The organism is Streptomyces sp. NPDC002809 (genome assembly GCF_040295435.1).
Lineage (GTDB): Bacteria > Actinomycetota > Actinomycetes > Streptomycetales > Streptomycetaceae > Streptomyces.
Window position 1 is genome coordinate 97,220 of record NZ_JBEOVJ010000004.1, and the last position, 26,719, is coordinate 123,938.

26 protein-coding genes are annotated in these 26,719 nt (G+C 71.4%); 9 read left to right on the plus strand and 17 right to left on the minus strand.

Annotated features, from left to right (window positions below; translation table 11 throughout):
* Positions 1–9 precede the first annotated feature (9 nt).
* The 3 genes from ABT025_RS04105 to ABT025_RS04115 form a co-directional block, all read right to left on the minus strand.
* Positions 10–1,188: an acyl-CoA dehydrogenase family protein gene (locus ABT025_RS04105; RefSeq protein ID WP_350989593.1), complete on the minus strand. Its 1,179-nt coding sequence runs from the start codon at positions 1,186–1,188 to the stop codon at positions 10–12.
* Between the two features lie 105 nt (positions 1,189–1,293).
* A complete protein-coding gene (locus tag ABT025_RS04110) occupies positions 1,294–2,451 on the minus strand; it encodes a methyltransferase (protein ID WP_350989595.1) in 1,158 nt (385 codons plus the stop codon).
* A 233-nt stretch (positions 2,452–2,684) separates the two neighbouring features.
* Positions 2,685–2,882: a hypothetical protein gene (locus ABT025_RS04115; protein ID WP_350989597.1), complete on the minus strand. Its 198-nt coding sequence runs from the start codon at positions 2,880–2,882 to the stop codon at positions 2,685–2,687.
* 251 nt (positions 2,883–3,133) lie between these two features.
* Between ABT025_RS04115 and ABT025_RS04120 the strand changes: the two genes are divergently transcribed.
* The 3 genes from ABT025_RS04120 (at position 3,134) to ABT025_RS04130 (ending at position 7,450) form a co-directional block, all read left to right on the plus strand.
* Positions 3,134–3,958, plus strand: coding sequence for an endonuclease I family protein (locus ABT025_RS04120; RefSeq protein WP_350989599.1), 825 nt, complete (start codon positions 3,134–3,136; stop codon positions 3,956–3,958).
* A 187-nt stretch (positions 3,959–4,145) separates the two neighbouring features.
* Positions 4,146–5,597 (plus strand): leucyl aminopeptidase, encoded by a 1,452-nt coding sequence (locus ABT025_RS04125; protein ID WP_350989601.1) that lies wholly within the window; start codon positions 4,146–4,148, stop codon positions 5,595–5,597.
* Positions 5,598–5,764: 167 nt separating this feature from the next.
* Positions 5,765–7,450, plus strand: a complete 1,686-nt coding sequence (locus ABT025_RS04130) for an SLC13 family permease (protein WP_350989815.1) — start codon at positions 5,765–5,767, stop codon at positions 7,448–7,450.
* Positions 7,451–7,456: 6 nt separating this feature from the next.
* Here ABT025_RS04130 and glsA read toward each other — a convergent pair whose 3' ends face one another.
* From glsA to ABT025_RS04145, 3 genes are all read right to left on the minus strand, one after another.
* On the minus strand, positions 7,457–8,794 hold the full coding sequence (gene glsA / locus ABT025_RS04135; RefSeq protein ID WP_350989604.1) for a glutaminase A: 1,338 nt from the start codon (positions 8,792–8,794) through the stop codon (positions 7,457–7,459).
* A 14-nt stretch (positions 8,795–8,808) separates the two neighbouring features.
* The gene (locus tag ABT025_RS04140; RefSeq protein ID WP_350989606.1) at positions 8,809–9,375 is read right to left on the minus strand and encodes a hypothetical protein; all 567 of its coding nucleotides are present in this window, start codon (positions 9,373–9,375) and stop codon (positions 8,809–8,811) included.
* An 82-nt stretch (positions 9,376–9,457) separates the two neighbouring features.
* Entirely contained in the window at positions 9,458–9,952 is a 495-nt protein-coding gene (locus ABT025_RS04145; protein WP_350989608.1) for a DUF1269 domain-containing protein, read from the minus strand.
* Between the two features lie 124 nt (positions 9,953–10,076).
* Between ABT025_RS04145 and ABT025_RS04150 the strand changes: the two genes are divergently transcribed.
* Both ABT025_RS04150 and ABT025_RS04155 read left to right on the plus strand, forming a co-directional pair.
* On the plus strand, positions 10,077–11,192 hold the full coding sequence (locus ABT025_RS04150) for a baeRF3 domain-containing protein (RefSeq protein ID WP_350989610.1): 1,116 nt from the start codon (positions 10,077–10,079) through the stop codon (positions 11,190–11,192).
* A gap of 76 nt (positions 11,193–11,268) precedes the next feature.
* Positions 11,269–11,592 (plus strand): plasmid stabilization protein, encoded by a 324-nt coding sequence (locus tag ABT025_RS04155; RefSeq protein ID WP_350989612.1) that lies wholly within the window; start codon positions 11,269–11,271, stop codon positions 11,590–11,592.
* 54 nt (positions 11,593–11,646) lie between these two features.
* On the opposite strand, the gene ABT025_RS04160 is transcribed toward ABT025_RS04155, so the two are convergent.
* The 7 genes from ABT025_RS04160 to ABT025_RS04190 all read right to left on the minus strand — a co-directional run bounded on the left by ABT025_RS04160 (position 11,647) and on the right by ABT025_RS04190 (position 20,958).
* Positions 11,647–14,034, minus strand: coding sequence for a phosphoketolase family protein (locus ABT025_RS04160; protein WP_350989614.1), 2,388 nt, complete (start codon positions 14,032–14,034; stop codon positions 11,647–11,649).
* A 140-nt stretch (positions 14,035–14,174) separates the two neighbouring features.
* On the minus strand, positions 14,175–15,587 hold the full coding sequence (locus tag ABT025_RS04165) for an NADP-dependent succinic semialdehyde dehydrogenase (RefSeq protein ID WP_350989616.1): 1,413 nt from the start codon (positions 15,585–15,587) through the stop codon (positions 14,175–14,177).
* A gap of 175 nt (positions 15,588–15,762) precedes the next feature.
* The gene (locus ABT025_RS04170) at positions 15,763–16,266 is read right to left on the minus strand and encodes an ATP-binding protein (RefSeq protein ID WP_350989618.1); all 504 of its coding nucleotides are present in this window, start codon (positions 16,264–16,266) and stop codon (positions 15,763–15,765) included.
* A gap of 190 nt (positions 16,267–16,456) precedes the next feature.
* Positions 16,457–18,556 carry a xanthine dehydrogenase family protein molybdopterin-binding subunit gene (locus tag ABT025_RS04175; protein WP_350989620.1) on the minus strand — a complete coding sequence of 700 codons (2,100 nt, stop codon included), beginning with the start codon at positions 18,554–18,556 and terminating at the stop codon, positions 16,457–16,459.
* Between the two features lie 178 nt (positions 18,557–18,734).
* A complete protein-coding gene (locus ABT025_RS04180) occupies positions 18,735–19,721 on the minus strand; it encodes an FAD binding domain-containing protein (protein WP_350989622.1) in 987 nt (328 codons plus the stop codon).
* Positions 19,718–20,284 carry a 2Fe-2S iron-sulfur cluster-binding protein gene (locus ABT025_RS04185; RefSeq protein WP_350989624.1) on the minus strand — a complete coding sequence of 189 codons (567 nt, stop codon included), beginning with the start codon at positions 20,282–20,284 and terminating at the stop codon, positions 19,718–19,720. The genes ABT025_RS04180 and ABT025_RS04185 overlap by 4 nt, the downstream gene beginning before the upstream one ends.
* A 281-nt stretch (positions 20,285–20,565) precedes the next feature.
* Complete coding sequence (locus ABT025_RS04190) at positions 20,566–20,958, minus strand: hypothetical protein (protein WP_350989626.1); 393 nt, start codon at positions 20,956–20,958, stop codon at positions 20,566–20,568.
* Positions 20,959–21,154: 196 nt separating this feature from the next.
* On the opposite strand from ABT025_RS04190, the gene ABT025_RS04195 reads away from it, so the two are divergent.
* Both ABT025_RS04195 and ABT025_RS04200 read left to right on the plus strand, forming a co-directional pair.
* Positions 21,155–21,487 (plus strand): DUF6479 family protein, encoded by a 333-nt coding sequence (locus ABT025_RS04195; protein ID WP_350989628.1) that lies wholly within the window; start codon positions 21,155–21,157, stop codon positions 21,485–21,487.
* A gap of 198 nt (positions 21,488–21,685) precedes the next feature.
* Entirely contained in the window at positions 21,686–22,513 is an 828-nt protein-coding gene (locus ABT025_RS04200; protein ID WP_350989630.1) for a VOC family protein, read from the plus strand.
* 12 nt (positions 22,514–22,525) lie between these two features.
* On the opposite strand, the gene ABT025_RS04205 is transcribed toward ABT025_RS04200, so the two are convergent.
* The 3 genes from ABT025_RS04205 to ABT025_RS04215 all read right to left on the minus strand — a co-directional run bounded on the left by ABT025_RS04205 (position 22,526) and on the right by ABT025_RS04215 (position 24,113).
* The gene (locus ABT025_RS04205; protein WP_350989632.1) at positions 22,526–23,041 is read right to left on the minus strand and encodes a DUF6328 family protein; all 516 of its coding nucleotides are present in this window, start codon (positions 23,039–23,041) and stop codon (positions 22,526–22,528) included.
* 131 nt (positions 23,042–23,172) lie between these two features.
* Positions 23,173–23,664, minus strand: a complete 492-nt coding sequence (locus ABT025_RS04210) for a GNAT family N-acetyltransferase (protein ID WP_350989635.1) — start codon at positions 23,662–23,664, stop codon at positions 23,173–23,175.
* Positions 23,665–23,708: 44 nt separating this feature from the next.
* Positions 23,709–24,113 (minus strand): DnaJ family domain-containing protein, encoded by a 405-nt coding sequence (locus ABT025_RS04215; protein ID WP_350989638.1) that lies wholly within the window; start codon positions 24,111–24,113, stop codon positions 23,709–23,711.
* A 239-nt stretch (positions 24,114–24,352) separates the two neighbouring features.
* Here ABT025_RS04215 and ABT025_RS04220 point away from each other — a divergent pair, with 239 nt between their 5' ends.
* Both ABT025_RS04220 and ABT025_RS04225 read left to right on the plus strand, forming a co-directional pair.
* Complete coding sequence (locus tag ABT025_RS04220; protein ID WP_350989640.1) at positions 24,353–24,928, plus strand: hypothetical protein; 576 nt, start codon at positions 24,353–24,355, stop codon at positions 24,926–24,928.
* Entirely contained in the window at positions 24,925–25,536 is a 612-nt protein-coding gene (locus ABT025_RS04225) for a hypothetical protein (protein ID WP_350989642.1), read from the plus strand. Before ABT025_RS04220 ends, ABT025_RS04225 begins: the two co-directional genes overlap by 4 nt.
* A gap of 373 nt (positions 25,537–25,909) precedes the next feature.
* Here the strand turns inward: ABT025_RS04225 and ABT025_RS04230 are convergent, their stop codons facing one another.
* A complete protein-coding gene (locus ABT025_RS04230; protein ID WP_350989644.1) occupies positions 25,910–26,710 on the minus strand; it encodes a tyrosine-protein phosphatase in 801 nt (266 codons plus the stop codon).
* Positions 26,711–26,719: the final 9 nt, after the last annotated feature.

Below are 26,719 nucleotides of genomic sequence, written 5' to 3' on the forward strand. Positions count from 1 at the left end.
GCACGGTGCTCAGCGGCGTACCCGCGGCATCCCGAGGCCGATCCACGAGATGATCTCCCGCTGGATCTCATTGTTGCCGCCGCCGAAGGTGAAGATGACGGCGGACCGGTATCCGCGTTCGAGCTCGCCGTGCAGGACGGCGCCCGCCGAGCCCTCCTTCAGCGGTCCGGCCGAGCCGACGACCTCCATGAGCCAGGCGTAGGCGTCGCGACGCGCCTCGGAGCCGTAGACCTTGACGGCTGAGGCGTCCTGCGGGGTGAGGGTGGCGTGCTGGACGGCCGACACCATCTGCCAGTTCAGGAGTTTCATCGCGTCGAGCCGGGTGTGCGTGCGGGCGAGGCGGGCCCGGACCCAGCCGAGGTCGATCACGCGGCGGCCGTCGGCGAGGCGGGTGTCGGCGGCCCAGCGCCGGACGTTGTGCAGGGCGCGGATGGCCATGGTGCCGTGGGCGGCGAGGGTGACGCGCTCGTGGTTGAGCTGGTTGGTGATGAGCCGCCAGCCCTTGTTCTCCTCGCCGACCCGGCGGGAGACGGGTACACGGATGTTCTCGTAGTAGCTGGCCGTGGTGTCGTGCGAGGCGAGGGTGTTGATGAGGGTGCAGGAGTAGCCGGGGTCGGACGTCGGGACGAGGAGCATGGTGATGCCCTTGTGGGGCGGGGCGTCCGGATCGGTGCGGGCGGCGAGCCAGACCCAGTCCGCGGTGTCGCCGTTGGTCGTCCAGATCTTCTGCCCGTTGACGACGTACGTGTCGCCGTCGCGCACCGCCCGGGTCTTGAGGGCGGCAAGGTCGGTGCCCGCGTCGGGTTCGCTGTAGCCGATCGCGAAGTCGATCTCCCCGGCAAGGACCTTCGGCAGGAAGTAGGCCTTCTGCTCGTCGGTGCCGAACTGCATGATCGTCGGGCCGACGGTGTTCAGGGCCATCAGCGGCAACGGAACGCCCGCCTGGGCCGCCTCGTCGAAGAAGATGAACTGTTCCATCGGGGACAGGCCGCGTCCGCCGTACTCCGTGGGCCAGCCCACGCCGAGCCAGCCGTCGGCGCCCAGACGTCTGACCGTCTCCCGGTAGAAGCGCTTCTGCGCGGCGGGGTCGGCGTAGCGCGCGTAGGCGTTGTCGGGGACCAGGGCCGCGAAGTACGTATGCAGTTCATTGCGCAACTGCTGCTGTTCAGGCGTGTATTCGAGGTGCACGGCCCCTCCAGGAGTCTCGCTTCGCGTAGCCCGTGTGCGGCGGCGCACACAGTAGAACGTGTTGCAAGAATCCGGAAGGGGCGCGTGCACCCGAGGGCGCGCCGCTCAGCGTTTGACTGCGCGCAGCACGACGAACTTGGGGTCGCCGGCCACTGTGGTGCAGTTGCCGAAGATCCGGCGCAGCTGGGTGTGGTAAGCGAGGTGCCGGTTGCCCACCACCCACAGTTCACCGCCCTGGCGCAGCGCGGTGCGGGCCCCGTGGAACATGTTCCGGGCGGTGGCGTCCGTGGTGGCCTGGTGCGAGTGGAACGGCGGGTTGCACAGGACGAGGTCCGCTCCGGCGGGCTCGGCACCGGTCAGCCCGTCGCCGACCACGAAGCGGGCTTCGGCGTCCGGCCCCGCGTTGACCCGGAAGGTGGCCTCGGCCGAGGCGAGTGCCTGGTAGGACTCGTCGACGAAGGTGAGTGCGGCCTCGGGGTTGGCGAGCGCGGCGGCCAGGCCGAGGACCCCATTGCCGCAGCCGAGGTCGACGACCCGGTCGGGGCCGCTGCGCACCGGCAGGTGCCTCAGGAAGAAGCGGGTACCGATGTCGAGCCGCTCCGCGCAGAAGATCCCCGCGTGGTTGACGACGGTGCGGCCGGCGACCGTCCCGACGTCGTCGGGCAGGTCGTAGCGGTAGGGCCAGGGGCTGGGGGTGCGGGCGAGCGAGGGGTCCGGCGTGCAGTGGATGAGCCGGGCCTTCTTGACCGCGAGCGAGGTGCGGGTGGGGCCGATGATCCGCTCGAACAGTTTGAGGGTGGAGGTGTGGATCTCCTTCACCATGCCGGTGCCGATGACGACGGTACCGGCATGGACGGCGGGGGCGAGCCGGTGCAGCTGGTCCTCCAGGAACGCCAGGCTCTTGGGCACACGGACGAGCAGGACGTCGATTCGGTCCGGCGGTGCGTCACGGGCGGACAGCAGGTGTACGGCATCGGGGTCGGCCCCGTTGCGCGCCAGATTCGCCGCCGTCGCCCGCTGCGCGAGGTAGGAGTCGGTGATCTGCGCGGGGCGGTGCGCGGCAAGCGCCGTACTCAGCGCACCCCAGCGGTCACCGACGATCACGACACGTCCGGCGAGGCCGACCGGCTCGGCCCCGTCGGCCCCCTCCAGGTGCCGGAGCAGATATTCGTCGGCCGCGTCCCAGGCCTGGAACGGGTCGCGGGGGTTCTCGGGGAATCGGGCGAGGTCGTAACCAGCCCCTGACGTCGTCAAACGGTTCATATTGCGTTCAGGCTAACCGAGCAGCGCCGCACCCCCGCACAACCCGCGGCGCCGGGGGCTCCGGCCGCACGCCGACGCACGCCCGCACCACCCACGACCGCTGCTCCCGCGCCGACGCGCGCCCGCACGACCTGTGGCCGCCGCGGCCCCGCGCACCGCACCGCCACCGCGGCCGGGCGCACAGGGCCACCGGCGTCGGCCGGCGGCCGCGGCGGGGCGCCCGGCCGCGGTTACTACGGCAGCTGCTTCTCGATGGCCGCCCGCCCCTCCCTGGCCAGCCGGCGCTCCGCCCACTCGAGATTCCGGGGTGTCAGGTCCCGCCCGGAGGCAAGGACCACGTCCTCCGCCGAGGGATTGTCGCTGGCACCGGTGTGCAGAAGGCTGTCGGGGGTCACACCCCGTACGGATACGGATTCGGGCTCGTCGCTCATGCCGCCTCCTCGTCCTTGCGGCAATTCTCGCCCCGCACCGACGGCGGCGCATCCGAGGCCTGCGGGACGCCCGTGGCAGCCCGGCACCGACCCTCACTTGACCTGCACATGATAGGTACGCAGTGTTCACACCTCGGTCACGGTGCGTGTGGAAGGCTCCCGCTGACCACCTAGTAACACGACCACCGCGGAGCCGCCACCCACCCCGTGACGGCGTCGCGGTGCCCGTATTTCCGGAGAGGACACCCCACATGTCCCGTCGTCACCTTTCCTGCCGGCGCCCGCTGCTGGCCACGCTCGCCGCCTTCGCGGTGCTCGCCGGCACCGCGGCCGCCGCGCCGGCCGCGACACCGCCGGCCCCGACGACATCGGCCACCCCGCTCGGCGCACTGGACGACACGTACTACCAGGACGCGCTCGGCAAGACCGGCACCGCACTCAAGGGCGCGCTGCACACGATCATCAGCGACCAGTCCAAGCTCACCTACAGCCAGGTCTGGGACGCGCTGAAGAACACCGACCAGGACCCGGCCAACTCCTCCAACGTGATCCTCCTGTACACCGGACGCTCCGAGCCCAAGAGCGACAACGGCGGCAACGTCGGCCAGTGGAACCGGGAGCACGTCTGGGCCAAGTCCCACGGCGACTTCGGCACGGCCACGGGCCCCGGCACCGACATCCACCATCTGCGCCCGGAGGACGTCTCGGTCAACTCCACCCGTGGCAACAAGGACTTCGACAACGGCGGCACCGAACTGAGCGCGGCGCCCGGCAACTACACCGACAGCGACTCCTTCGAACCGCGCGACGCCGTCAAGGGCGACGTGGCCCGCATGATCCTCTACATGGCGGTGCGCTACGAGGGCGACGACTCCTTCGCCGACCTCGAACCCAACGACAGCGTGTCGAACGGATCCGCACCGAACATCGGCAGGCTCTCCGTACTGAAGACGTGGAGCGAGCAGGACCCGCCGGACACCTTCGAACAGCGTCGCAACGACGTCATATTCGACCAGTACCAGCACAACCGGAACCCGTTCATCGACCACCCCGAGTGGGTGGAATCCATCTGGTGAACGGACCGCCCTGACGCACCTCCCCGAAAATAGCGACACTCCGGCATGAACTGCACAGTTACCCCAAATGGGGTGATTTACTGCGCAACATCTTGCCTACCGCGTTGGGGAGCGTGTTTCAGATGAGTCCTTCCGCCCTGCCGTCACCCGTCCCGTCCCGTCCCGGAGTCAACACCCTGACATCGAGGTGGCCTCGCGGGGGGCCGCTCCTCGGGCGGGGAACGGGACTCCGACCGGTGTACCCGTCACGTCGTCGGGCGAGCTGCCCGACGACGTGGCCATCGGCGCGCAGACGGCGCAGGCCGCGGGAATGACCGGGGCGGTGGGCCGGACCCTGGTCTGCGCCGACACCTCCGGCTCTCCCGTCGTCCTGTACGGAGTCGGCGACCCGGATGCGCTCGACGCGTCCGCGCTACGTGACGCGGTGGCCGCGTTCGCCCATGCCGCGCATGCCGCGCGGCTTGAACTGGTTTTGCCCGAGGGGCCGTTGCTGACGCCCGAGGCGGCGGCGCAGGCTGCCGTCGAGGGTGTCCTGCTCGCCCGGTACGGGTACGAGCCGCTCAAGGCCACGCCCTCCGTGACGCCTGTGAGTTCACTGACCCTGCTGGTGGAGGACGCGTCCGCCGAGGCGGCTCTGCGAGGGGCGCAGCGCGGCCTGGTGCTTGCCCGGGCAACCGCCCTGGCCCGGGATCTGGCCAACGCCCCGCCCAACACGCTCACCGCCGTCGGGATGGCCGAGTGCGCGGCCCGGCTGGCGGCCGAGTCCGGGTTCCGGATCGAGGTCTTCGACAAGGAGGCGCTCACCGAACTGGGCTGCGGCGGGCTCCTCGGCGTCAACGCGGGCAGCGCCGAGCCGCCCCGCATGATCAAGCTGAGCCACACCCCCGCGGACCACGGTGCCCCGCGCCTGACGCTGGTCGGCAAGGGCATCATGTACGACTCCGGCGGCATCAGCCTCAAGCCGGGCGACGCGGTCCACGCGACGATGAAGAACGACATGTCGGGTGCGGGCGCGATCCTCGCCGCGATGACCGCCCTGCCCGCGCTGGAGTGCCCGACGGCGGTCACCGCGTACCTGATGTGCACGGACAACATGCCGTCCGGCACGGCGACGAAGCTCGGGGACGTGCTGTCCATCCGTGGGGGCACCACGGTGGAGGTGCTCAACACCGATGCCGAGGGCCGTCTCGTGATGGCCGACGCGCTGGTGCTCGCCAGCGAGGAGCCCACCGACGCCATCGTCGACATCGCCACCCTGACGGGAGCCTGCCTGCGGGCCCTGGGCGCCGAGATCGCCGGGGTCTTCGGCAACGACCAGCCGCTGGTCACCCAGGTTCTCGCGGCCGCCCGCGACACCGGCGAACCCGCCTGGCAGCTGCCGCTGGCCCGCCGCTACCGCGCCGAACTCGAATCGGACGTCGCCGACATCAGGAACATGGGCGGCCCCAACGGCGCGGCCATCCACGCGGCGCTCTTCCTGGAGGACTTCGTGGCCGGTGTCCCCTGGGCCCACATCGACATCGCCGGTCCGGCGCAGAACGACAAGGCGGCCTCCTGGCGGCCCCGCGGCTGCACAGGCTTCGGCGCGCGACTGCTCACCGAGCTGGCGCTCAACTTCCGTCCGGTGAGGACCAGCTGACATGAGCACTGTCTCCGGCGACGAGGCCGCCTCCGACGAGCGGACCCGCTCGCAGCGCGTACTCGACCGCATCGAGCGCATCGGCAACAAGGTCCCGCACCCGGAACCCGCTGCCCGTCGAGGTCGTCGCGCTCGGCTCGGCGATCGCGCTGTACGCGACCGGGGCCATCTCCGCCGAACAGGTCTTCTCCGGATTCGGTGACCCCGTCGTCCTGTTCATCGCCGGCCTGTTCGTCGTCAGTACGGGGCTGACGGCGGCCGGGGTCACCACCTGGGCCGGGCAGCAGCTGGCGGCCCGGGCAGGGAGCGGGCCCCGGCGGCTGCTGGTGCTCACGATGGTGCTGGCCGCCGCCGTCTCCGCCCTGATCACGGTCAACGGTGCGGTCGCGGCGCTGTTGCCGATGGTGGTGATGCTCGCGGTACGCAGCAAGCTGCCGCCGTCCCGTCTGGTGATGCCGCTGGCGTTCGCCGCTCACGCGGGATCACTGCTGGTGCTCACGGGAACCCCGATCAACGTGCTCGTCTCGGAAGCGGCGGCCGACGCCGGCGCCGACGGTTTCGGATTCTTCTCCTTCGCCCTCGTCGGGGTGCCACTGGTGGCGGGCACGGTGGCCGTCGCCGTCCTGTTCGGCGACCGGCTGCTGCCCCGCCGTGCACCCAGCAGTCTGCCGCCGGACCTCAGCAGGCACGCGCGGACGATGGTCAGTCACTACGGTCTGGAACAGGACGCCGTCCGGCTGCTCGTACCGCCGGGGTCGACAGCGCTCGGCAGCACGGCCGAAGCGCTGGCGGCGGCCGCACCGCCGAAGCTGACCATCGTCGGTGTGGTCGCCGCGTCCGGCTCACCGCGCGGCAATGTGCCGCTGCGGGCGGACGACGTGCTGATCGCGCACGGTCCGCCGGAAGCCGTAACGGAGTTCGGCGACCGGTTCGGGCTGCAACCGCTGGCGGGCCCCGTCCGCCCGTACCTGGTCGGGGCCCTGGTCGACCAGGAACTGGGGGTGGCGGAGACGGTGATCAGCCCGCGCTCCGCGCTCATCGGCGCGGAGGTCTTCCCCGGGATGGCGACCGACAGCGGCGACCTCGTCATCCTGGCCGTCCAGCGCAAGGGACACGACCTCGGGCCCGAACCCTGCGTGCTCGCCGCCGGGGACACCCTGCTGCTGCGCGGCCCGTGGCAGGCGTTGAAGCGCCGCACCGAGCTGTCCGCGGACGTCCTGGTGGTCGACTCCCCCGCGGAGGTGCGGCGCCAGGTGCCGACGCTGGGCACGGACGGACGGCGTGCCATCCTCTCGCTCGTCGCGATGGTGGGACTGCTCGCGTCCGGCGCGGTGCCGCCCGCGGTGGCGGCCCTGCTCGCGGGTGGCGCCATGATCCTGATGCGGGTGCTGTCGATGGCCGACGCGTACGACGGCGTCGCCTGGACCACGCTCGTCATCGCGGGCGGCATGTTCCCGATGTCGGCGGCCATCCAGCAGTCGGGCGCCGCCGACCGCATCGCCGACCTCGTGGTGTCGGCCGCGGGCGGCAACGGCTATCTGCTGCTCGCCGGACTCTTCCTGGTGACCGCTGTGCTCGGTCAGCTGATCAGCAACATGGCGACCGCGCTGATCGTGATCCCGATCGCCGTCTCCGCGGCTGCCGATGTCGGGATCTCCGTCCGGCCGGTGCTGATGTGCGTCGCCGTCGCCTCGGCGGCCGCGCTGCTCACTCCGGTGGCGACGCCCGCCAACCTGATGGTGATGGGCCCCGGCGGCTACCGCTTCGGCGACTACTGGAAGTTCGGGCTGCCCGTGCTGCTCTGGTTCATGGCGGTGGCCCTGCTCGTCGTGCCGCTGGTCTGGCCCCTTTAGGGCGGCTCAGTCCGCGACCGTCCCCGTGCACCAGGCCACGGCCTCCTCGCGGGTGGCGAAGCAGCGCGGGGCCCCGGCCTCGTCGCCCGGCTCCCGCAGTCGGCCGTCCGGGTCGGCCAGGGCGGCGCGCCTGCCGTCGGCGGCGAGCCGGGCCAGTCCGCTGCGCAGCATCGCCCGGGCCACGGTGCCGATGTCCGTTACCCTCAGCAGGTCGAGCACCACGGCGACGGACCGTCCGGGCTCCGCCTCGTCGAGCGCGTACAGCACGCGCTCCGCCGCGGTGAAGTCCAGAGCGCCCTGGGCCGCGACGACCGCCACCCGTTCACGGCGGGCGCGCTCCCGTTCGCCCGCAGGAGCGGTCGGCAGATCGTCGGCGGTCGTGACCAGTGTGACGGTGGAGGCGGCCAGTGCCGGGTTGTGCATCAGATGCAGGCCCAGCCGCTGCGAGAGCGTCCCGATCGCCAGGTGTCCCCGCACGGAGGTGCCGGTCGGGTCGAGCAGCGGGCTGTACGTCGCCAGTCCGAACCGTGCGGGCCCTGCGGCGATCACACCGCCGGACACCCCGCTCTTGGCCGGCAGTCCCACTCTGAGCAGCCAGTCGCCCGAGGCGTCGTACATGCCGCAGGTCGCCATCACGGCGAGCACCTGGGCGGCGACGGGCTCGGGCACCACTCTGTCCCCGGTGAGCGGATTGACGCCGCCGTGCGCCAGGGTCGCCGCCATGGCGGCGAGATCCAGGGCCGTGACCCGTACCGCGCACTGGCGGAAGTACGTCTCCACCGCCGCCACCGGGTCCACCGGCAGGGGCCCGGTGCTGCGGATGAGGTAGGCGAGGGCGCGGTTGCGGTCCCCGGTGGCCGCCTCGGACGCGTACGCCTCCTCGTCCACGTCGAGCCGCCGGCCGGCGAACCGGCTCAGGCAGTCGAGGATGCGTCCGAATCTCGGCGCGTCGGGAGTGTCGGGGACCAGGGCGGTGGTGACGATGGCGCCCGCGTTGACCATGGCGTTGGCCGGGCGACCGGTGCCGCGTTCCAGGCTGATGGCGTTGAACGCCTCGCCGCTGGGCTCGGCGTTCACCCAGCGGGACACCTCGTCGAGGCCGAGGAGCGACAGGGCCAGGGCGTAGACGAAGGGCTTCGACACGGACTGGACGGTGAACGGCACGTCGGTATCGCCGGTGCTGTACCGGTGACCGTCCATGCTGATCAGGGCCAGCCCGAAGGCTCCCGGGTCGGCGAGCGCCAGTTGCGGGATGTAGTCGGCGAGTTCGCCGTCGTCGACGTCCACGTACCTGCTGTGCAGTTCCCGCAGTGCGTCCGTGACCGCACCGGTGGCGGCGCTCACCGTGATCCCGGCCGTCAGCTGCGCTCGGCCTGGGCGATCCGGGGGAACGACTTCACGCCGGCGGCCTTGCGGCTGTTGGCGTGCTGACTGACCGTCCGGTTCGACGGGACGTCGGCGAAGCCGAGCACCACGGAGTCGAGCACCTTCCCGGATGCGTCCACGAACTCCACGCGCACAGCGTAGAAGGCAGTCTCGTCGGTGCGGTTGGTCACCCGTACGAGGGCGCTGCGGAACTGTTCCGCCGCCTCGACCGGGAGACCGTTGACGGAGACGTCCTCGACGGCGTTGCCCTTACCCTCGACGCCCTTGAGGGTCGCCACAGCCTTCTGCCGGTTGCGTTCCACATCGGCGGAGACCGAGGCGGCGAACTCCTCCTGGGTGCGCTGGCTCTCGGTGGCCGTCGGGGACGCGGCCGGCTCCGCGGACAGCGTGCGGGTGCTCCTGGCCGCGCCCTGTGACGAGGTGTCGGAGCTGTCGCAGGCCGCGGTTCCGGCGACGATCACCGCGGCGAGCACGGCAGGGGTCAGGCTGCGGACCGCGCGGCCGCCGAGGGCGCGCCGCACGGGACTGGTCTGGTTCACGGACGCTCCGTCTGCTCGGAAGTACGAAAGGAGGTGGGGGCCGGTGACGTGGGGCCCGGTCGCGGGGCCGGTTCCCGGGAGGTCATGCCGCGTCCTCGCCGAAGACGTCGCGGAGCCGTTCCTCGCTCCGGGTGTCCAGATTGCTGTGGAGCAGTTCGGCGCCGCCGCCCGGGAGCGCTTCGCTGATCCGGTCGGGCACCTCGTTCATCGTGAGCAGGAACAGGGCCGAAGTGCCGGGAGTGATCTTCTCCTTGACCTCGGCGATGAAGTCGTCGTCGATGCCGACGTCGGCCAGCTTGCCGCCGAGTGCTCCGGCGGCCGCGCCGATGGCGGCGCCCAGCAGCGGCATCAGGAAGATGAGCCCGAAGAGCATGCCCCAGAAGGTGCCGCTCAGGGCGCCCGCGCCGACCAGGTTGAGCAGCTGCTTCGTGCGCGGCTTGGCGCGGTCCACGGGCCAGCTCACGACGGCGGCGTCCAGGATCTTGATCAGCCCCTCCTTCTGAAGGGACTTCAGCGTCGTCTCCACCTCCTCGGCGCCTTCGGCCGACTGGAATTTCCACACGGTGAGCGTGGACATCGCGCATACCTCCCGAGCCAGGAATGACCAATTCGCCCATATTAGGATCAAAAGGTATGAATTGACTCGTTGAATCACCCGCTCCGCACGCGCAGTGCGGAGCAAGTCCCCCGGGAGCGAACTGATGGACACGGATGCCCTGACCGCCGGCCTGCTGCAAGAACTCCGCGCGGCCAAGCCCTATCCGGCCCTTTCCCTGACCATGCCGACCCATCGGCGCGCCCCGGACAACGCCCAGGACGCCGTACGGCTGCGCAACCTGGTCTCCAGGGCCGGCGACCGGCTCGACGCCGACCCCAGGGTCACCCGCGAGGCGCGCGCCGCGGTCAAGCAGCAGCTCGACCGAGCGGTCGCGGAAGTCGATCCGCGCCGGGCCCTGGACTCGCTGGTGGTCCTCGCGACGGCGGACGAATACCAGATCTGGCAGTTGCCGCGTACCGCACCCGAACGGGTAATCCTCAGCGACACCTACCTGACCCGCAACCTGGTCGCCGCGAAGGCCCAGGCACAGCCGTTCTGGGCGCTCACCGTGTCGGCGGACCACGCCACCCTGTTCAGCGGCACGTCCGACGCCGCGCACGAGGAGCACATCGGCGGCTTCCCGCTGACGGCTCCGCGCGAGGCACCCAACCCGCAGCGCGAGGAGCGGATCGGCGACACCCCGAGCACCTTCAGCGACGAGGAGACGCGGCAGTTCCTGCGCACGGTGGACGAGAAGCTGCGCGGGGTGCTCGCCACCGACCCGCGCCCGCTCTACCTGGTGGGCCTCGCTCCGGCGCTCGCCATGCTCGACGAGGTCGGCGAGAGCGCCAGGGGTGCGGCCGGCCGGGTCACCAAGGGCGCTCCGGCCGACACCTCGCCCAGCGATCTACTGAACGAGCTGCGGCCCGCGCTGGAGGCCCGGCGGAAGCGGTTCGCCGCGGAGATCGACGGCAAGCTGGACGAGGCCCGCGGGCGGCGCGCCTTCGCGGGCGGCCTCGACGAGGTATGGGCCGCCGTACGGGAGGGACGCGCCGGTCTGGTGGCGGTGGAGGAGCACTACCAGCAGACGGTGCGGGTCGACCAGGAGCACCTGGTGCCGGTCAGCGGGGACGCCGCGGACCCGGCGGACGAGAAGGTGCGTGAGGACATCGTCGACGAGTTGGTCGAGGCGGCGCTGGACAGCGGCGCCGACGTCGTCTTCGTCACGGACGACTCGCTCAAGGAGCACGGCCGGATCGCGGCGGCGCTGCGCTACTGAGCGGTGGCTGCGGACCGGCCTCCTTTGTCACACTGGAGAGGTCCCCGGGCCCGTAGCGCCGAGAGGAGAACGCATCATGCCACGCGGATCGAATCCGAAGCGGGAACGGCAGTACGAGCACATCAAGGAGAGCGCCCAGGAGCGCGGAGTCGGCGAGGACCGGGCCGAGGAGATCGCCGCCCGGACGGTCAACAAGGCGCGCGCCCGCGCAGGTGAGTCGCGGACCGCCGGCCGTACGTCGACCGAGGACATCTCGTCCTCGCGGCGCGGCGGGCTGCGCTCGCACAGCGGGGCGCAGGGCCCCACCCGCGACCAGCTCTACGAAGAGGCGAAGCACAAGAACGTCAAGGGCCGTTCGTCGATGACGAAGGCCGAGCTGGCCCGCGCGGTCGGCCGCTGACTCGCTGACGGCGAAGGCCCGGACGGTTCATCCGTCCGGGCCTCCGCCGTGTGCTCACCCCTCCCAGGTCCAGTCGGCCACCTCCGGCAGGTCCGTGCCGTGTTCGCGGATCCAGTCGTGGTGGCGGGCCCGGGTGTCGGCCATCGCCTGACGCACCGCCACCGCACGGACGCCCAGACCCGGGACGCGGTCGATGACGTCCATCACAAGGCGGTAGCGGTCGAGGTCGTTGCGGACCACCATGTCGAAGGGCGTGGTGGTCGTGCCCTCCTCCTTGTATCCCCTGACGTGCAACTGGGCGTGGCCGGTTCGACGGTAGGCCAGCCGGTGAATCAGCCACGGATAGCCGTGGTAGGCGAAGATCACCGGCTTGTCGCGGGTGAAGAGGGCGTCGTACTCGGAGTCCGGCATCCCGTGCGGATGCTCCCCGTGCGGCATGAGCCGGGCCATGTCGACCACGTTCACCACCCGCACGGACAGCTCCGGCAGGTGACGCCGCAGCAGCCCGGCGGCCGCCAGGGTCTCCAGGGTGGGTACGTCCCCGGCGCATGCGAGCACCACGTCGGGTTCGCGGCTGCCGTCCTCCGTACCCGCCCATTCCCAGACGCCCGCTCCGCGCGCGCAGTGCGCACGGGCCTGGTCGAGGGTGAGCCAGTCGAAGCTCGGCTGCTTGCCGGCCACGATCACGTTCACGTAGTCGCGGCTGCGCAGCGCATGGTCGGCCACGGACAGCAGGGTGTTCGCGTCCGGGGGCAGATAGACGCGTACGACCTCGGGGCTCTTGTTCAGGATGTGGTCGACGAAGCCCGGGTCCTGATGCGAGAAGCCGTTGTGGTCCTGGCGCCACACGTGCGAGGTGAGCAGGTAGTTGAGGGAGGCGATGGGGCGACGCCACGGCAGCCGCCTGGAGGTCCGCAGCCACTTGATGTGCTGGTTGACCATCGAGTCGACGATATGGGCGAACGCCTCGTAGCAGGAGAACAGGCCGTGGCGGCCGGTGAGGAGGTACCCCTCGAGCCAGCCCTGGCACAGGTGCTCGGAGAGGACCTCCATGACACGGCCGTCCCGGGCGAGATGCTCGTCGGTCGGAAGCGTCCCCGCCTGCCAGGCCTTTCCGGTGGCCTCGTACAGGGCGTCGAGGCGGTTGGACGCCGTCTCGTCGGGCCCGACGACCCGGAAGTCTCGCCGGTCGGCGGTGGCCGCCATGACGGCCTCCAGCAGGCCGCCGAGGACCCGGGTCGGTTCATGGAGAGCGGTCCCGGGCCTGTCCACCCGGACGGCGTGATCGTCGAGGCGCGGCATGGGCAGATCACGCAGGAGCAGCCCGCCGTTGGCGTACGGAGTGGCGCCGAGCCGCGCCGTTCCCTCGGGCACGCAGGCGAGGACCTGGTCGGAGGGGCCTCCTGTGGCGTCGAAGAGCTCCTCCGGCCGGTAGGAGCGCAGCCAGCGCTCCAGCTGTCGCAGGTGCTGGGGGTTTTCGCGGACTCCTGGCAGCGGGACCTGGTGGGCGCGCCAGGTGCCCTCGACGGGCACTCCGTCGACCTCGGCGGGTCCGGTCCACCCCTTCGGGGTACGCAGCACGATCATCGGCCAGCGGGGGCGTCCGGTGTCGCCACCGGTCCGGGCGGCGTTCTGGAGCTCCCGGATGCGGTCGACGGCGCTGTCCATCGCGGCGGCCATTGCCCGGTGCACCGTGAGGGGGTCGCTCCCCGCCACGTACAGGGGTTCGTGTCCGTAGCCGCGCAGCAGGGCGTCGAGCTCCGTCTCCGGGATGCGGTCGAGGACGGTCGGGTTGGCGATCTTGTAGCCGTTGAGATGGAGGACCGGAAGGACGGCTCCGTCGTGGACGGGATCGAGGAACTTGTTGGCGTGCCAGGAGGCGGCGAGCGGCCCGGTCTCCGCCTCGCCGTCGCCGATGACACAGGTGACCAGCAGGTCCGGGTGGTCGAGTGCGGCGCCGTAGGCATGGGCGAGGGCATAGCCCAGTTCACCGCCCTCGTGGATGGAACCGGGCGTCTCCGGCGCGACGTGGCTGGGGACGCCGCCGGGGAAGGAGAACTGCTTGAACAGCAGGCCCATGCCCGCTGCGTCCCGGCTGACGTCGGGGTACGTCTGCGAGTAGCTGCCCTCCAGCCAGGAGTTGGCGAGGACGGCAGGGCCTCCGTGTCCGGGACCCCAGACGCACAGCGCGGGGGTGCCGCGCGACTTGATGACGCGGTTGAGGTGCGTGTACACGAGGTTGAGCCCCGGCGATGTGCCCCAGTGGCCGAGGAGCCGTGGCTTGATGTCCTCGGGGACGAGCGGGCGGGTCAGCAGCGGATTGGACATCAGGTAGATCTGTCCGACGGCCAGGTAGTTGGCGGCCCGCCAGTGTGCGTCGAGCGCGGCGATCTCCTCATCGGTCGGGCCGGTCGTGGATGAGGAGGGCGGGGCGTCGCTCATGGTCACCTCTCTGCGGGCTTGTTCGGTGGTCCGTTCCGGGCGGGCGTGTGCGGTGATCCGTTCCCGGGGGCGTGTGCGGTGAGCCGTTCCCGGCGGGCGTGTGCGGTGGTCCGTTCCCGGGGGGCTTGTCCGGTGGCCGGCTACCGCGGCTCGGGGCCGTACCAGACGGTGGTGGCGTTGCAGAACTCGCGGATGCCGTGACCGGCGAGCTCACGTCCGTATCCGGAGCGCTTCACCCCGCCGAACGGCAGCGCGGGGTGCGAGGCCGTCATGCCGTTGAAGAAGACGCCGCCCGCCTCCAGATCGCGGATGCAGCGGCGGCTTTCCTCGGCGTCGCGGGTCCATACGTTGGAACTGAGCCCGAAGGGCGTGTCGTTGGCCAGCTCCACGGCCTCGTCGAGGCTGTCTGCCCGGTAGAGCGTGGCGACGGGACCGAAGGTCTCCTCGTGGTGGATGCGCATGGCGGGAGTGATCCCGGCGAGGACGGTGGGAGCGTAGAACCAGCCCCGCTCCAGTCCACCGGTCAGGCCCTCCGGCCGGCTGCCGCCGCACAGGGCGTTCGCACCCCGGCGCACGGCGTCGTCGACGAGCTCCTCCAGATCGGTGCGCCCCTGTTCGCTGGCGAGCGGGCCGATGTCGGTGGACTCCTCCAGGGGATCGCCGACGGTCAGGTCGCGCATGCCCACGGTGAAGCGTTCGGCGAACTCCTCGTACACCTCCGTGTGCACGATGAACCGTTTGGCGGCGATACAGGACTGCCCGTTGTTCTGGACGCGGGCGGTGACTGCGGTGCGCGCCGCCTTGGCGACGTCGGCCGACGGCAGCACGAGGTACGGGTCACTGCCGCCGAGTTCCAGGACGGTGTGCTTGACCTCGTCGCCCGCGACGGCTGCGACGGCGCGGCCGGCCGGTTCGCTGCCGGTCAGGGTGGCCGCGGCCACCCGGCGGTCGCGCAGGATCGCCTCGACGGCTCCGGAGCCCACCAGCAGCGTCTGGAAACAGCCGGCCGGGAAGCCGGCCCGGTGGAACAGGTCGCCCAGGTACAGCGCGGTCTGCGGCACGTTCGATGCGTGTTTCAGCAGACCGGTGTTGCCGGCCATGAGCGCGGGGGCCGCGAACCGCACGACCTGCCAGAGCGGGAAGTTCCACGGCATCACGGCGAGCACGGTGCCGAGCGGCCGGTAGTGGACGTAGGCGCGGGACGCACCGGAGTCCTCCACGTCGGCGGGTGAGGGGTGCTCGTCGCCGAGGAGCTCCTCGGCGTGGGCCGCGTACCAGCGCATGGCCTTGGCGCACTTCGCGGCCTCGGCACGGGATGCCTTGACGGGCTTGCCCATCTCCAGGGTCATGGTGCGGGCGATGTCCTGCTGGTCCTCGTCGAGGAGGTCGGCGGCCCGGTTCAGCAGCCGCGACCGTTCACCGAATCCGGTGGTGCGGTACTCCCGGAAGGCGGCGTCCGCAGCGGCGAGCCGCCGCTCGATCTCGTCCGCTCCCAGTGCGTCGAACGTCCTGAGCGTCTCGCCGTTCGCGGGGTTGACCGTCGCGATGGGCATGGCTGTGGCCTCCTTGCATCGGTACTTCGACCGTGCCGCGCCGCACGCGGCTGCGCAACGCGGGCCCCGCCATCCGCATACCCGACCGGCGCGGACCATGCATGCGTGTGCATGCGATCCGCGCCGGAGAGGGCTGTGTGCCGGGAAGGTGCGTGGGGCTTGTCCGTGCTGCGCCTCAGACGAGGGCGGGGGCCTCGGTGCGGACCGGGGCGGCCGTGGGGAACTCCGTGACCACGGCCGGCGTCCGGCGGGACTCGCGCACTCCGGGCAGCGGCGGCAGCGGCACCAGCTCGATGTACTGGGGCTCCTGCGCATACCGGGTGAACCAGACGACCTTGCCCTCGGTGGTCCGGCAGGTGCCCCAGCTGTCACTGAGGGCCATGACCCGGCTCAGGCCGCCGCCCTCGTGGAGCAGCCGCGGCATATCGGATCCGTTGTCGGCGACGGAGACCGTGAGGTGCCGTCCGGACCAGCGGAGTTCGAGGACACAGGTGTTGTCGTCACCGACGTGCCGCTGGACGTTGGTCAGCAGCTCCTCCACAGCGCGGCACACGGGCCGGATGTGGAGTTCGAGACTCCAGTGGCGGAGATGTGCGGCCACGATTCGTCGCAGCTGGGACACACGCTCTGCCGATACCTGGAGTTCGACCAGATAGTGCCGGTCGAGTGGAACGGTCATCGTCGAGGCTCCTCACATCGAGGCCCACGTGCTTCGCCTCGTTCAACCAACGACCCCCGAATACGAAGAGTGAGCAGATGTCACTTCTGGGTCACTCCTTAGGGTGAGGCCGCAGAGCCGGTTGCGCAACACATCCGGCCCCGCACCCCCGGTGACCGGCACCGATGCACCCGTGGGCGCCGGGCCGATCTCAGGACAGACACGGCAGCAGGCGGTCCGGAGTGAGCGGAAGCGTGCGGAACCGGATGCCGGTGGCGTGATGGACGGCGTTGCCGATCGCCGCGGCCGCGCCGACGATGCCGATCTCCCCGATGCCCTTGCTGCCCATGGGATTGAGGTGCGGGTCGTCCTCGTCGATCCAGTGCGCCTCCAGGCCGGTCACGTCGGCGCAGGCCGGCACGTGGTAGGAGGCGAGGTCGCTCTCGGTGAAGTCACCGAAGACCGGGTCCACGGTGCTGCTCTCGGTCAGGGCCATGCCGAGCCCCATGATCATGCCGCCGATGAACTGGGAGCGTGCGGTGAGCGAGTTGAGAATGTGCCCGGCCGCGAAGACGCCGAGCATCCTGCGCACTCGGACCTCGCCGGTCCGGGAGTCGACCGCGACCTCCGCGAAATGGGCCCCGAACGCGTGACGCGCATAGGCGGACTCGGCGGCCGTCTCCTCGACGGTGTCCGCTGTGACGGTCACTCCCCCGGCGGGCAGCGGTCCGGCGTGCCCGCCGAGCCGCTCCAGAAGGGCGGTGGCCGCCTTATGCACGGACCAGCCCCAGGAAGCGGTCCCCGAGGAGCCGCCGGCCAGCGGGGCGTCCGGCAGATCGCTGTCGCCGATGTCGACTGTCACGTTCTCCACCGGCGTCCGAAGCACGTGCGCGGCGATCTGGGCGAGTACGGTCCGTGCGCCGGTGCCGATGTCGGTGGCGTCGACGGCAATGCGGTAGGAGCCGTCGGACGCCGCGTGCGCAGAGGCGTGGGAGGCGCCGGCGTAGACGGGGTACGTGGCGGCGGCGACGCCCGTACCGAGCAGCAGGGCGCCTTCCCGGCGGGCTCCCGGACGCGGGTCACGGTCGCTCCAGCCGAAGCGTGCCGCGCCTTCCCGGAGACAGGCGGCCAGGTTGCGGCTGCTGAAGGGCTTGGCGGAGTCGGGCTCCTCGGCCGGATCATTGCGCAGCCGCAGTTCGACGGGGTCGAGCCCGACGGCCGAGGCGAGTTCGTCGACGGCCGACTCGAGGGCGTACATGCCGGGCGCCTCGCCCGGGGCCCGCATCCACGAAGGGCTCGGGACGTCGAGCGCGGTGACCCGGTGGACGGTCCGGCTGTGTGCGGATCCGTACATCACGCGGGCCGGTACGGCGGCCTGCTCCACGAACTCCTTGACCTTGGAGGTGTGGGTGATGACCTCGTGGGCCACCGAGGTGAGCGTGCCGTCGCTATCCGCACCGAGCCGGACGCGCTGCACGGTGGGTGCCCGGTGGCCGACGACAGCCGCCATGTGGCGCCGCGGCATGGCGAGCTCCACGGGGTGCCCGGTGTGGAGCGCGGCCATGGCGGCGAGCACGGCCTGGGGGCGCGGCGTGCCCTTGCTGCCGAAACCGCCGCCGACGTGCCGCGAGACGACGGTGACCTGGTCCGGCCGGAGTCCGAACACGGTGGCGAGGCTGTCGCGCACCTTGGTGGCGCCCTGGCTGGAGTCGTACAGGGTGAGCCGTCCGTCCGCCGACCAGTGGGCGGTCGAGGAGTGCGGCTCCATGGGGTGGTTGTGCAGCGGCCCGATCGTGTACGTGGCGTCCACCTGAACGGGTGCGGCCGCGAAGGCCCGGTCGAAGTCGCCGCGTTCACGCACGGCCGGGTATCCGCCGTTGGCGTTCTGCGGGGTGTACAGGCCGGCGTGGTCCGCGGTGAGGACGACGTCGTGCGCGGCCCTCTCGTAGGTGATGTGGAGCGCCTCCGCGCCTGCCCGCGCGCCTTCGAGGGTGTCCGCCACCACGAGGGCGATCTGCCAGCCCCGGTGCGGCACCCGGTCGTTCTGGAGTACGGCGAGGATCGGGTCGTCCGGCTCCTGGGTCCGTGGCGCGTTCTCGTGAGTGAGGACGGCATGGACGCCGGGGAGCGAAAGAGCGTCGGTGGTCCGGATCGCGGTGACCCGTCCGCGGGGCACGGTGGCCGGCACGGGCCAGGCGTACAGACAGCCGGGCAGGTTGAGCTCGGCGGCGTAGCGCGCGGCGCCGGTCACCTTGTCCCGGCCCTCGCGGCGGACGACGGGGGCGCCGAGCGGCTGGGGGGCGTGGCTCATGGCGGGGTTCCTCGGCTCTTCGGTGCGGGCGGTCGGGGGGAGGCGCCTTCGGGAGCGGGTGGCTTTCAGAGACGGGCGGCCCTCAGGGGCGGGCGCCTTCGGGAGCAGGCAGCTTCGGCAGCGGGCAGCTTCAGGGGCGGGCGGCTTCAGGGGCGGGCGGCTTCAGGGGCGGGCGGCTTCAGGGGCGGGCGGCGAGTGCGGCCAAGGCGTCAACGGCCAGATTGCGGGCCAGGGCCACCTTGAACGCGTTGTCGCGCAGCGGCCGGGCCGAGGCGAGCTCGGCGTCCACCGCGCTCAGGTACGCGGCATCGGTGGCAGGTGCGCCGCGCAGCGCCTCCTCGGCGGTGCGGGCGCGCCACGGCCGGTGGGCGAGTCCGCCGAACGCCAGCGCGGTGTGCTCGATCCGCCCTTCGCGTACCCGCAGGACAGCAGCCACGGAGGCCAGGGCGAACGCGAACGAGGCACGGTCGCGGGCTTTGCGATAGAGGCAGACCGCACCGTCGGGCAGCGGCGGCAGGACCACCTCGGTGATCATCTCGTCCGGCCGGATCACGGTGTCCACGCTCGGTTCGTCCCCGGGCAGCCGGTGGAAGTCGGTGACGGCCACGGTCCGTTCGCCGTCCGGTCCCCGCAGGAGGACCGCGGCGTCGAGGGCGGCGAGCGCCACCGCCATGTCCGAAGGGTGGGTGGCGACGCACGCGGAGGAGTGACCGATGACGGCAAGGTCGCGGTGGACGCCCTCACGGGCCGGACAGCCGGTGCCGGGTTCCCGCTTGTTGCAGGGCTTCGACGTGTCCTGGAAGTACGGACAGCGGGTGCGCTGGAGCAGATTGCCGCCGGTGGTGGCGGTGTTGCGCAACTGCCCGGAGGCCCCCGCCAGCAGTGCCTGGGAGAGCGCGGGATAGCGCGTACGCACTGCGGGATGGGCTGCCAGATCGCTGTTGCGGACGGTGGCTCCGATGCGCAGTCCACCGTCGGCGGTGTCCGTCACCCGGTCCAGTGGCAGCCGGCTGACGTCGATGAGCAGGCCTGGGCTCTCCACACCGAGCTTCATCAGGTCGACCAGGTTGGTGCCACCGCCCAGGAACCGGGCACCGGGATGGGCGGCGCGCTCGCGGACCGCTTCGGCGACCGATGCCGCGCGCAGATATGCGAAGGGTTTCACGACGCGACGTCCACGATCGCCTCGACGATGCGGGGGTACGCGCCGCACCGGCACAGGTTGCCGCTCATCCGTTCGCGGATCTCGGCGGCGTCGAGGGGCATCGGGGCGACGACGGGCGCGGTGTGCGGGGTGGCGTGGGAGGGGAAGCCGTCCTGAGCCTCGCCCAGCACCCCGATGCCCGAGCAGATCTGGCCCGGCGTGCAGTACCCGCACTGGAGTGCGTCCCGCTGCAGGAAGGCCGCCTGGAGCGGGTGCAGCCGGTCGCCGTCGGCCAGGCCCTCGACCGTGGTGATCCGGGCTCCGTCGTGGGCGACGGCCAGAAGCAGACAGCTGTTGGCGCGACGGCCGTCGACGAGCACGGTGCAGGCGCCGCACTGGCCGTGGTCACACCCCTTCTTCGCCCCGGTCAGGCCCAGGTGCAGGCGCAGTGCGTCCAGGACCGTGGTGCGGTGGTCGAGCGTCAGGGTGTGCTCGGTTCCGTTGATGTTCAGGGTGAGGGCGGAATGGTGGCCGGTCGCCCGCTCCTCCCCCTCGCCGCCCCTCCTCGGACTGGTCGGCTCCACGTGGCTGTACCTTTCGAAAGAGGTCGTTTCGTCCGCTTTCTACCAGTCGGGCGGCGGCTCCGCGTCATGAACCCGGGCAGGCGGAGCGTTCGGCCTAAGGGCTGTCCCGTAGTCCGTGGTGGATCGGCGCGCGGCGTCGGATGCGGTGCATCGCAAGCGTCGGATGCAGTGCATCGCAAGGCAGAGGGCAGCACGCGTACTGGACGCATTCGGGCGTTCCGACAACGCCGCGAGGTGCCGTAGCCGTCGTCGCGCGCCCGCCAGGGATTACGGGACATCCCTTACTTGTTCTCCAGCCGCAGGCGGACCTCCTCCTCCTGGTCACCGGACACGGTGCCCACGACCCGTACGGCGAAGGCGCCCGCCAGGCTCTGCCGGAGCCGGTCGACCGCCCAGTAGCCGCCCTGCACGTCGGCGGTGACGGGCGCACCGATCCGCACCGGCCCGGACACCACTCGGGCCTCGGTTACGTCGACGGTCACGACCCATGCCGTGGGCCGCTTGCCGGTGACGTCCTGCGGTACGTCGACCGAGGCCCGGTCGGTGACGAAGGCCGCCCGCAGCACGTCGAAGACCGTGCGCGCGTCGTCCTTCTCGCACCCGCTGACGACGACCGACACCTCACGGCCGTCCCGGCTCGCCTCGGACTGCTGCTTGTCCTGTGTGCTGTTCACCGCGGTTCCTTCCCAAGGGGTTACCTCCAGGCTCACCCCGCAGGCGGCGGCCTGCGACACGGGCGACCCGGGTATCCGCCGGGTACGCGGCGGGCAGCCTCACGCGTCCCAAACACTTTCGGTGTTGATATCCACTTAAAACATGAATTCGACGCCAGAGTCGAGTGACGGGCCCGCCCCGGGGTATCCGGCAAGCATGGACGTATCGGATGGAGCCCTGAATTCCCTGGCCCTCACCCTCGCGGACGGACGGGGCGCGACCGGGGCGGTGCTGGGCGTTGTCGGCGTGATCCTGGTGGCTGTGCTGATCGGCGCCGTCTGGCTGGGCAGGCGTCGGCGCGCCGAGGAGCTGCCGCCGCCCAGGCCCGAGGAGCAGCCGGTGGCACCGGACCACCGCACCCACGTCGAGGAGCGCGACGTCCACGGGGACGACGACTTCCCCGCCGACGGCCGGGGGCTGTCGCCCTACGAGCTCGGCGACCACGGGAACGAGACCATCCACCGGGACAACGACGAACGGCGCGACTGAGCGGCCTTGCGTCGCGGTTCCGGGGACTGCTTCCACCACCGTCCCGGAACACCTGCCCGCCACCCGGGCCGCCCTTTCGGCGACCGCACCGGGTGGCGGGGCCGCGTGTTGCGGGAGCACCCGCCCGCGGCGAGGCTGGTCACGTCCCGAAGGCCACCGGCACACATCTGCCGCACTCCCGATGAAGGCAGTAGGACCATGACCGGAAGCACCCCGAGCAAGGCATCCGCGCCCGCACCCCTGACCGGGCCGGCGGCGCCCTGCTGGGTCAACCTGATGACCCGGGACCTGGAATCCGCGCAGGAGTTCTACGGCCCGGTGATGGGCTGGACGTTCCGGCCGGGCAAGCTCGGTCAGGAGTTCTCGGTCGCCCGCCGCGGCGACGTACCCGTCGCCGGGATCGGTGCTGTGGCGACCACCTTCAGCGTCGCGGTGGCGTGGACACCGTATTTCGCCGTCCAGGACGCGGATGTGACAGCTGCCCGGATCCGGGAGCGCAGCGGCACCGTGGCGGTCGGCCCGCTGGCACTGGGCAAGGGGCGCGGCGCACTGGCCGCCGACCGGGACGGCGCGGGGTTCGGCATCTGGGAGCGGACCGCGCCCGCGACCTCACCCCCCGCCCCGGACGGCCATGCGCACGCCTGGCTGCGGCTGCGCACGCGGAACGCCTTCGACGCCGCGATCTTCTACGGCGAGGTCCTGGACTGGGCCACCGGCCGGCCCGGCTCCTGCGAGGTGGAGTACGCGAAGGACGAGGTGGTCGTGCAGTGCGGTGGACGCCAGCTGGCCCGAATCAGCTCGGGGGCCGACGAGGCGGCCCCCGATCCGCTGGTCCGTCCGCACTGGCAGGTCAATTTCCCGGTGGACGACGTCAGCGCCGCCATCGCTTCGGCACACGAGCACGGTGGTTCCCTGGTCGAGGAGCTGTCCCGGCCGGAGGGACGCGAGGCGACGCTGATCGATCCGGACGGCGGACTCTTCACCCTCACGGACGTCCACAAGGCCGGGGCCACCGGCACGGACTGACCGCGGGCGCCGTCATCCCTCCCGGCGGCCGTGGGACCGGGCCAGCGCCCAGGCCGGGAAGACGAACCAGCAGACCAGGAACCACAGCGCCATCCCGCCGACCAGCCAGAGGGCGAGCGCGTTGTGCAACGCCACCCGCAGGATGAGCAGGAGCGCCGAGCACATCGTGCAGAACAGCAGGATCAGCCCGATCACGGTCAGGCGTGACGCCCAGGTGACCGTCTGGGGCTTCAGCCGCCGTCCGGTGAGGAGCCGGTGGTACGACACCGGTCCGATGAGCGCACCTGCCGTGGCGGAGCCGAACATCACCGTGACCACGTAGATCGTGCGATCGGTGTCGGAGAGGTCCACGAAACGCGGCTGGAAGACGACGGCGAGCAGGAAGCCGAAGAGGATCTGCACGCCGGTCTGGGCGACGCGAAGCTCCTGGAGCAGATCGGTCCACCGGCGGTCGGCCCGCTCCTCCGCCGTCTCCTGGCGCCCCCAGCCCCGGTCCTGTCCGCGCTCCTCCCCGGGTGGGCTCACCATGGACCTCCGTCCGGTACGCGCAGCGCCTGTGACGCGCCCTGTTTCCACACGGTAGACCTCCGGGTGGGCCGTGGCCCGTCCAGTGAGCGGGTACCGGCCCATGTCGCGAGCACTCCGGCCCCCTGCCCGCCTCAGTCGACCGGCAGTACCAGTTCGGGACGGTCCCACATCACCGCCGGCGGCGCGGCTCTCACGGTGCCGGTTCGCCGGGCTCCCACACTCCTGTAGAAACCCTCGGCCGGCGGATGCGACACGATGCGCACCTCGGCGAGGCCGGCCTCGTGCGCTTCGTCCCTCAGGTGCCCGATGAGCACGCGTCCGATGCCTGCGCCCTGCGCGTCGTCGGCGACGAACATGAGGTCGAGTTCGGGCGGGTCGAGGATCAGGGCGTAGAAGCCGAGCAGCCGATCAGAGGTTTCGCCCACGGCTGCGAAGACCCTGTGCGTCTCGACGTAGTCGTGCCCCACCTGGTATCCGGCGACCATGGGCGCGTACGGCCCCTCATAGGCACCGGAGGTCCGGACCAGCCGGGTCAGACGCTTCGTGTCCCGGGCCTCGGCCCGTCTGATCGACACTTCTTCGCCCAGAACCCGGCGACCGCGCGACGTAATGCCTGATCTCATGTATCGAGTATTACGCACCCGGGACGGGCAAGCCGCCGACAGCCTCAGGTGGAGCGTCGGGCGGCGCGCCACTCCTCGACCTGGACCTCGATATCGAAAGGCTTCAGGTTCAGGGGCGGTCCCTGTGGCGGACGCCTGACGGCCTCGGTGATCTTCTCGTTCACCTCGTTCAGCATCCGCCGCACCTCGGCCTCGGTCCGTGTCCCCGGCACCGCCGCGAGAGTGTCCTCCGCCTCCTTGCGCAGGGCCAGCGAAGGCGGGAGCACGGACATGCCCTCGCGCTGCATCTTCGCCTTGATCCACCACGCCTCGTCGTACGGGCGGTCGAGGCCTTCGAGCGGCTTCCCGAATCCCGGCAGCTGGGCGAAGTCACCACGCTGTTCGGATTCACGAATCTGTTTGTCGACCCACGACTCGAAACTGACGCCCGCAGGTTTGCGCTCGGTCACCGTGATGCCCCTCTCGGAGATGCGTGTGATGCAGCCCCTTCACGATACCCAACGGCCGTTCAGCGGCGGCCGGAGCCCGCCAGGAACGCAGTCGGCGGCAAGGCCGGGGCCTTGAACGCGGCCGGCGGGGTACACGAGCAGCACGCCCGGCCGATACGGCGCCGGGGCAACGATCCGAAAGGGATGGTGAGAGTGGAACACAGCGACATGCGGACCGAGAACCGACAGGAGTGGTGACCATGACGACCGTAGTGATCATCGTCGCGGTCGTCCTCGTGGCGGCCTGCGCACTGGCCTTCCGCTACGCACGGCAGACGGGCGGGCGCGGGATTCGGCGACGCTTCGGACCCGAGTACGACCGGACCGTCGCACGCCATAACGGCGACGCGAAGGCCGCCGAACACGAGCTGCACGAGCGGCTGAAGCGGCACCGCTCCTTGCACGAGCGTCCGTTGACGCCCGAGGCGCGCACCCAGTACGAGGACCGGTGGACCCGGATCGAGGCCGGCTTCGTGGACGCACCCCAGCAGGCAGTCGCCGAGGCGGACGCCCTGCTGGCCGAACTGGCACGCGACCTGGGCTTCCCCGACGGCAGGGACTTCGGGGAGCAGAGCGCCGCACTCTCCGTTCACCACGCCGAACATGTCAACGGCTATCGCCGGGTGCACGCCGCCAGACAGGGCGACGGCGGTACGGAGGAGATGCGGGAGGCAATGCTGGAGGCCCGCGGCCTGTTCGACGTACTCGCATCGAACGGCACGGACCGGCCGGTTCGCCGGCACCCGCACCACGCGGAAGGAAGTGGCACGGCATGACTCACGACACGGGATCCACACCTCGCTTCCCCACTGAGGTCCCCGAAGTGGCCGAGAAGCCCAGGGCCACCCCGACCGAGGCCCCCGAAATGGCCGAGAGGCCCAGGGCCGCCGCCCCCGACCGCGCACCGGCCCACGGCGCAACGGACGCCCGCGCGGTGGACTCCGGACCCAAGGACGCCGGAACGACGGACACCGCACGGAAGCCGAGCGGTCCCCCGGCCGGGAAGCCGCGTGTGAAGGCCCCCGCCGCGGCCGCCCTGCCCGGAGACGCCCTGCCCGGCGATTCGGTATCCGGCCACCGGTCGTCCGCCGGGGAAGGCACACCCGGCGCAGCCCGCCCCCTCTTCCCGGACGCTGACCACCACCGGCTCTCCGAGCGGCTCCAGCACGCGGTGAGCGAGTTCGTCGAGAGCCCGCGCCGGGCGGTCGAGGAAGCCGAGAGCACGTTCGACACCGCTGTCGACGGCCTCACGGACGCGCTCAGGGAGTACCGGCGCACACTCGGCACCGCGGGACGGGACGACGACCCCGGTATGCGAACCGAGGAGTTGCGGGTCACCCTGCAGCACTACCGCGACCTCACCGAACGGCTGTTGAACGTGTGAGGCGCACAGTCGCCCACGCCGCGGGCCCGCGCGCGGACGTGCACGCATGACCCCGGCCTCCGCCTCTCCCGCAGACCTGCCTTTCGCCGCCGGCGCACACGCGCGGGCGGCGAAAGGCATGCCGTGACCATTGGCCGGGCCCGTCGGCTGTGCCCGTCCCGTGTCACGGGACGGGCACAGCGGGCTTCGGCGCGGACCGAACGCACTGCCAGCACTGCTGACCGGCAGGCAGCACCATCAGGCTGCGGCCGCCGTGACTTCAGAGGAGCAGCGCGGCTTCCGTCCGCCGACCCGCGCGCATCGGGGTGGCACAGAGGTGTTCCGGCACCCGACAGCAGTTGGTGTCCTGGGACCGCGGAATCCGCGGCTCAAGTCACTGGTCGGTCGCCACGAGCTCGCCGCGCAGCCGCCGCAGCACGGGGACGGGAATACGCAGCCCGTCGCGCGCGTACCCGTCAAGCCCTCCCCAGCGTTCGTCCATCGCGTCCAGAGCCGTGTCGAGATAGCGGGGCCGGACCTCGATGATCGCGGAGGCGATCTCGGGGTCACCGCCGGCGTCGAGGAAGCTCTGCACGTGCGGACGGAAGGCCACGCGCACCACCGGGTTCACCGCGAGGAACTCCGTCCTCACGACGTCCCTCGAAGCGCCGAGAAGCAGCAGCAGCACGGCAGTCGCCCAACCCGTGCGGTCCTTGCCCGCGGTGCAATGGAAGAGCACGGGGCGCGCGGCGTCGTCGGCGGCCGTCTCCACGAAGGCCCGGTAGGCGGCAGCCGCACGCGGTGAGAGCACCATCTGCCGGTACGTCTCCGCGAACATCTCCTCGGCCTTCCCGCCGCCGAGCAGCTTCTCCGCCTCGACCGGATCGGCGAGCAGGGCGCGGAGCCGGGCCGGTGCCACGCCCGGGTCGTCCCCGAGCACGTCGGCGACGAACAGGCGGGCTCCGGGCGGCAGACGGTCGGGAGCCGAGGCCCGCTCGTCCGCGGTCCGCAGATCGACGACGGTACGGATGCCCAGTTCGGCCACCGCCGCGTCGTGCACCGGGTCGAAGCCACTGAGCTGACCGGAGCGCAGCACCATGCCCGGCCGCACCTGCCGGCCGGGTCCCAAGGCGATGCCGCCCAGGTCCCGCAGGTTGAGAACAGAGGCTGCCGGGACGGCCCTGGCGGTTTGCACGATGAACTT

Coding starts and splice junctions, on each gene's coding strand:
- ABT025_RS04110 (WP_350989595.1), bottom strand. CDS start 2,451: ATGAACCGTTTGACGACGTCAGGGGCTGGTTACGACCTCGCCCGATTC.
- ABT025_RS04115 (WP_350989597.1), bottom strand. CDS start 2,882: ATGAGCGACGAGCCCGAATCCGTATCCGTACGGGGTGTGACCCCCGAC.
- ABT025_RS04120 (WP_350989599.1), top strand. CDS start 3,134: ATGTCCCGTCGTCACCTTTCCTGCCGGCGCCCGCTGCTGGCCACGCTC.
- ABT025_RS04145 (WP_350989608.1), bottom strand. CDS start 9,952: ATGTCCACGCTCACCGTGTGGAAATTCCAGTCGGCCGAAGGCGCCGAG.
- ABT025_RS04150 (WP_350989610.1), top strand. CDS start 10,077: ATGGACACGGATGCCCTGACCGCCGGCCTGCTGCAAGAACTCCGCGCG.
- ABT025_RS04155 (WP_350989612.1), top strand. CDS start 11,269: ATGCCACGCGGATCGAATCCGAAGCGGGAACGGCAGTACGAGCACATC.
- ABT025_RS04160 (WP_350989614.1), bottom strand. CDS start 14,034: ATGAGCGACGCCCCGCCCTCCTCATCCACGACCGGCCCGACCGATGAG.
- ABT025_RS04165 (WP_350989616.1), bottom strand. CDS start 15,587: ATGCCCATCGCGACGGTCAACCCCGCGAACGGCGAGACGCTCAGGACG.
- ABT025_RS04170 (WP_350989618.1), bottom strand. CDS start 16,266: ATGACCGTTCCACTCGACCGGCACTATCTGGTCGAACTCCAGGTATCG.
- ABT025_RS04175 (WP_350989620.1), bottom strand. CDS start 18,556: ATGAGCCACGCCCCCCAGCCGCTCGGCGCCCCCGTCGTCCGCCGCGAG.
- ABT025_RS04195 (WP_350989628.1), top strand. CDS start 21,155: ATGGACGTATCGGATGGAGCCCTGAATTCCCTGGCCCTCACCCTCGCG.
- ABT025_RS04200 (WP_350989630.1), top strand. CDS start 21,686: ATGACCGGAAGCACCCCGAGCAAGGCATCCGCGCCCGCACCCCTGACC.
- ABT025_RS04205 (WP_350989632.1), bottom strand. CDS start 23,041: ATGGTGAGCCCACCCGGGGAGGAGCGCGGACAGGACCGGGGCTGGGGG.
- ABT025_RS04210 (WP_350989635.1), bottom strand. CDS start 23,664: ATGAGATCAGGCATTACGTCGCGCGGTCGCCGGGTTCTGGGCGAAGAA.
- ABT025_RS04220 (WP_350989640.1), top strand. CDS start 24,353: ATGACGACCGTAGTGATCATCGTCGCGGTCGTCCTCGTGGCGGCCTGC.
- ABT025_RS04225 (WP_350989642.1), top strand. CDS start 24,925: ATGACTCACGACACGGGATCCACACCTCGCTTCCCCACTGAGGTCCCC.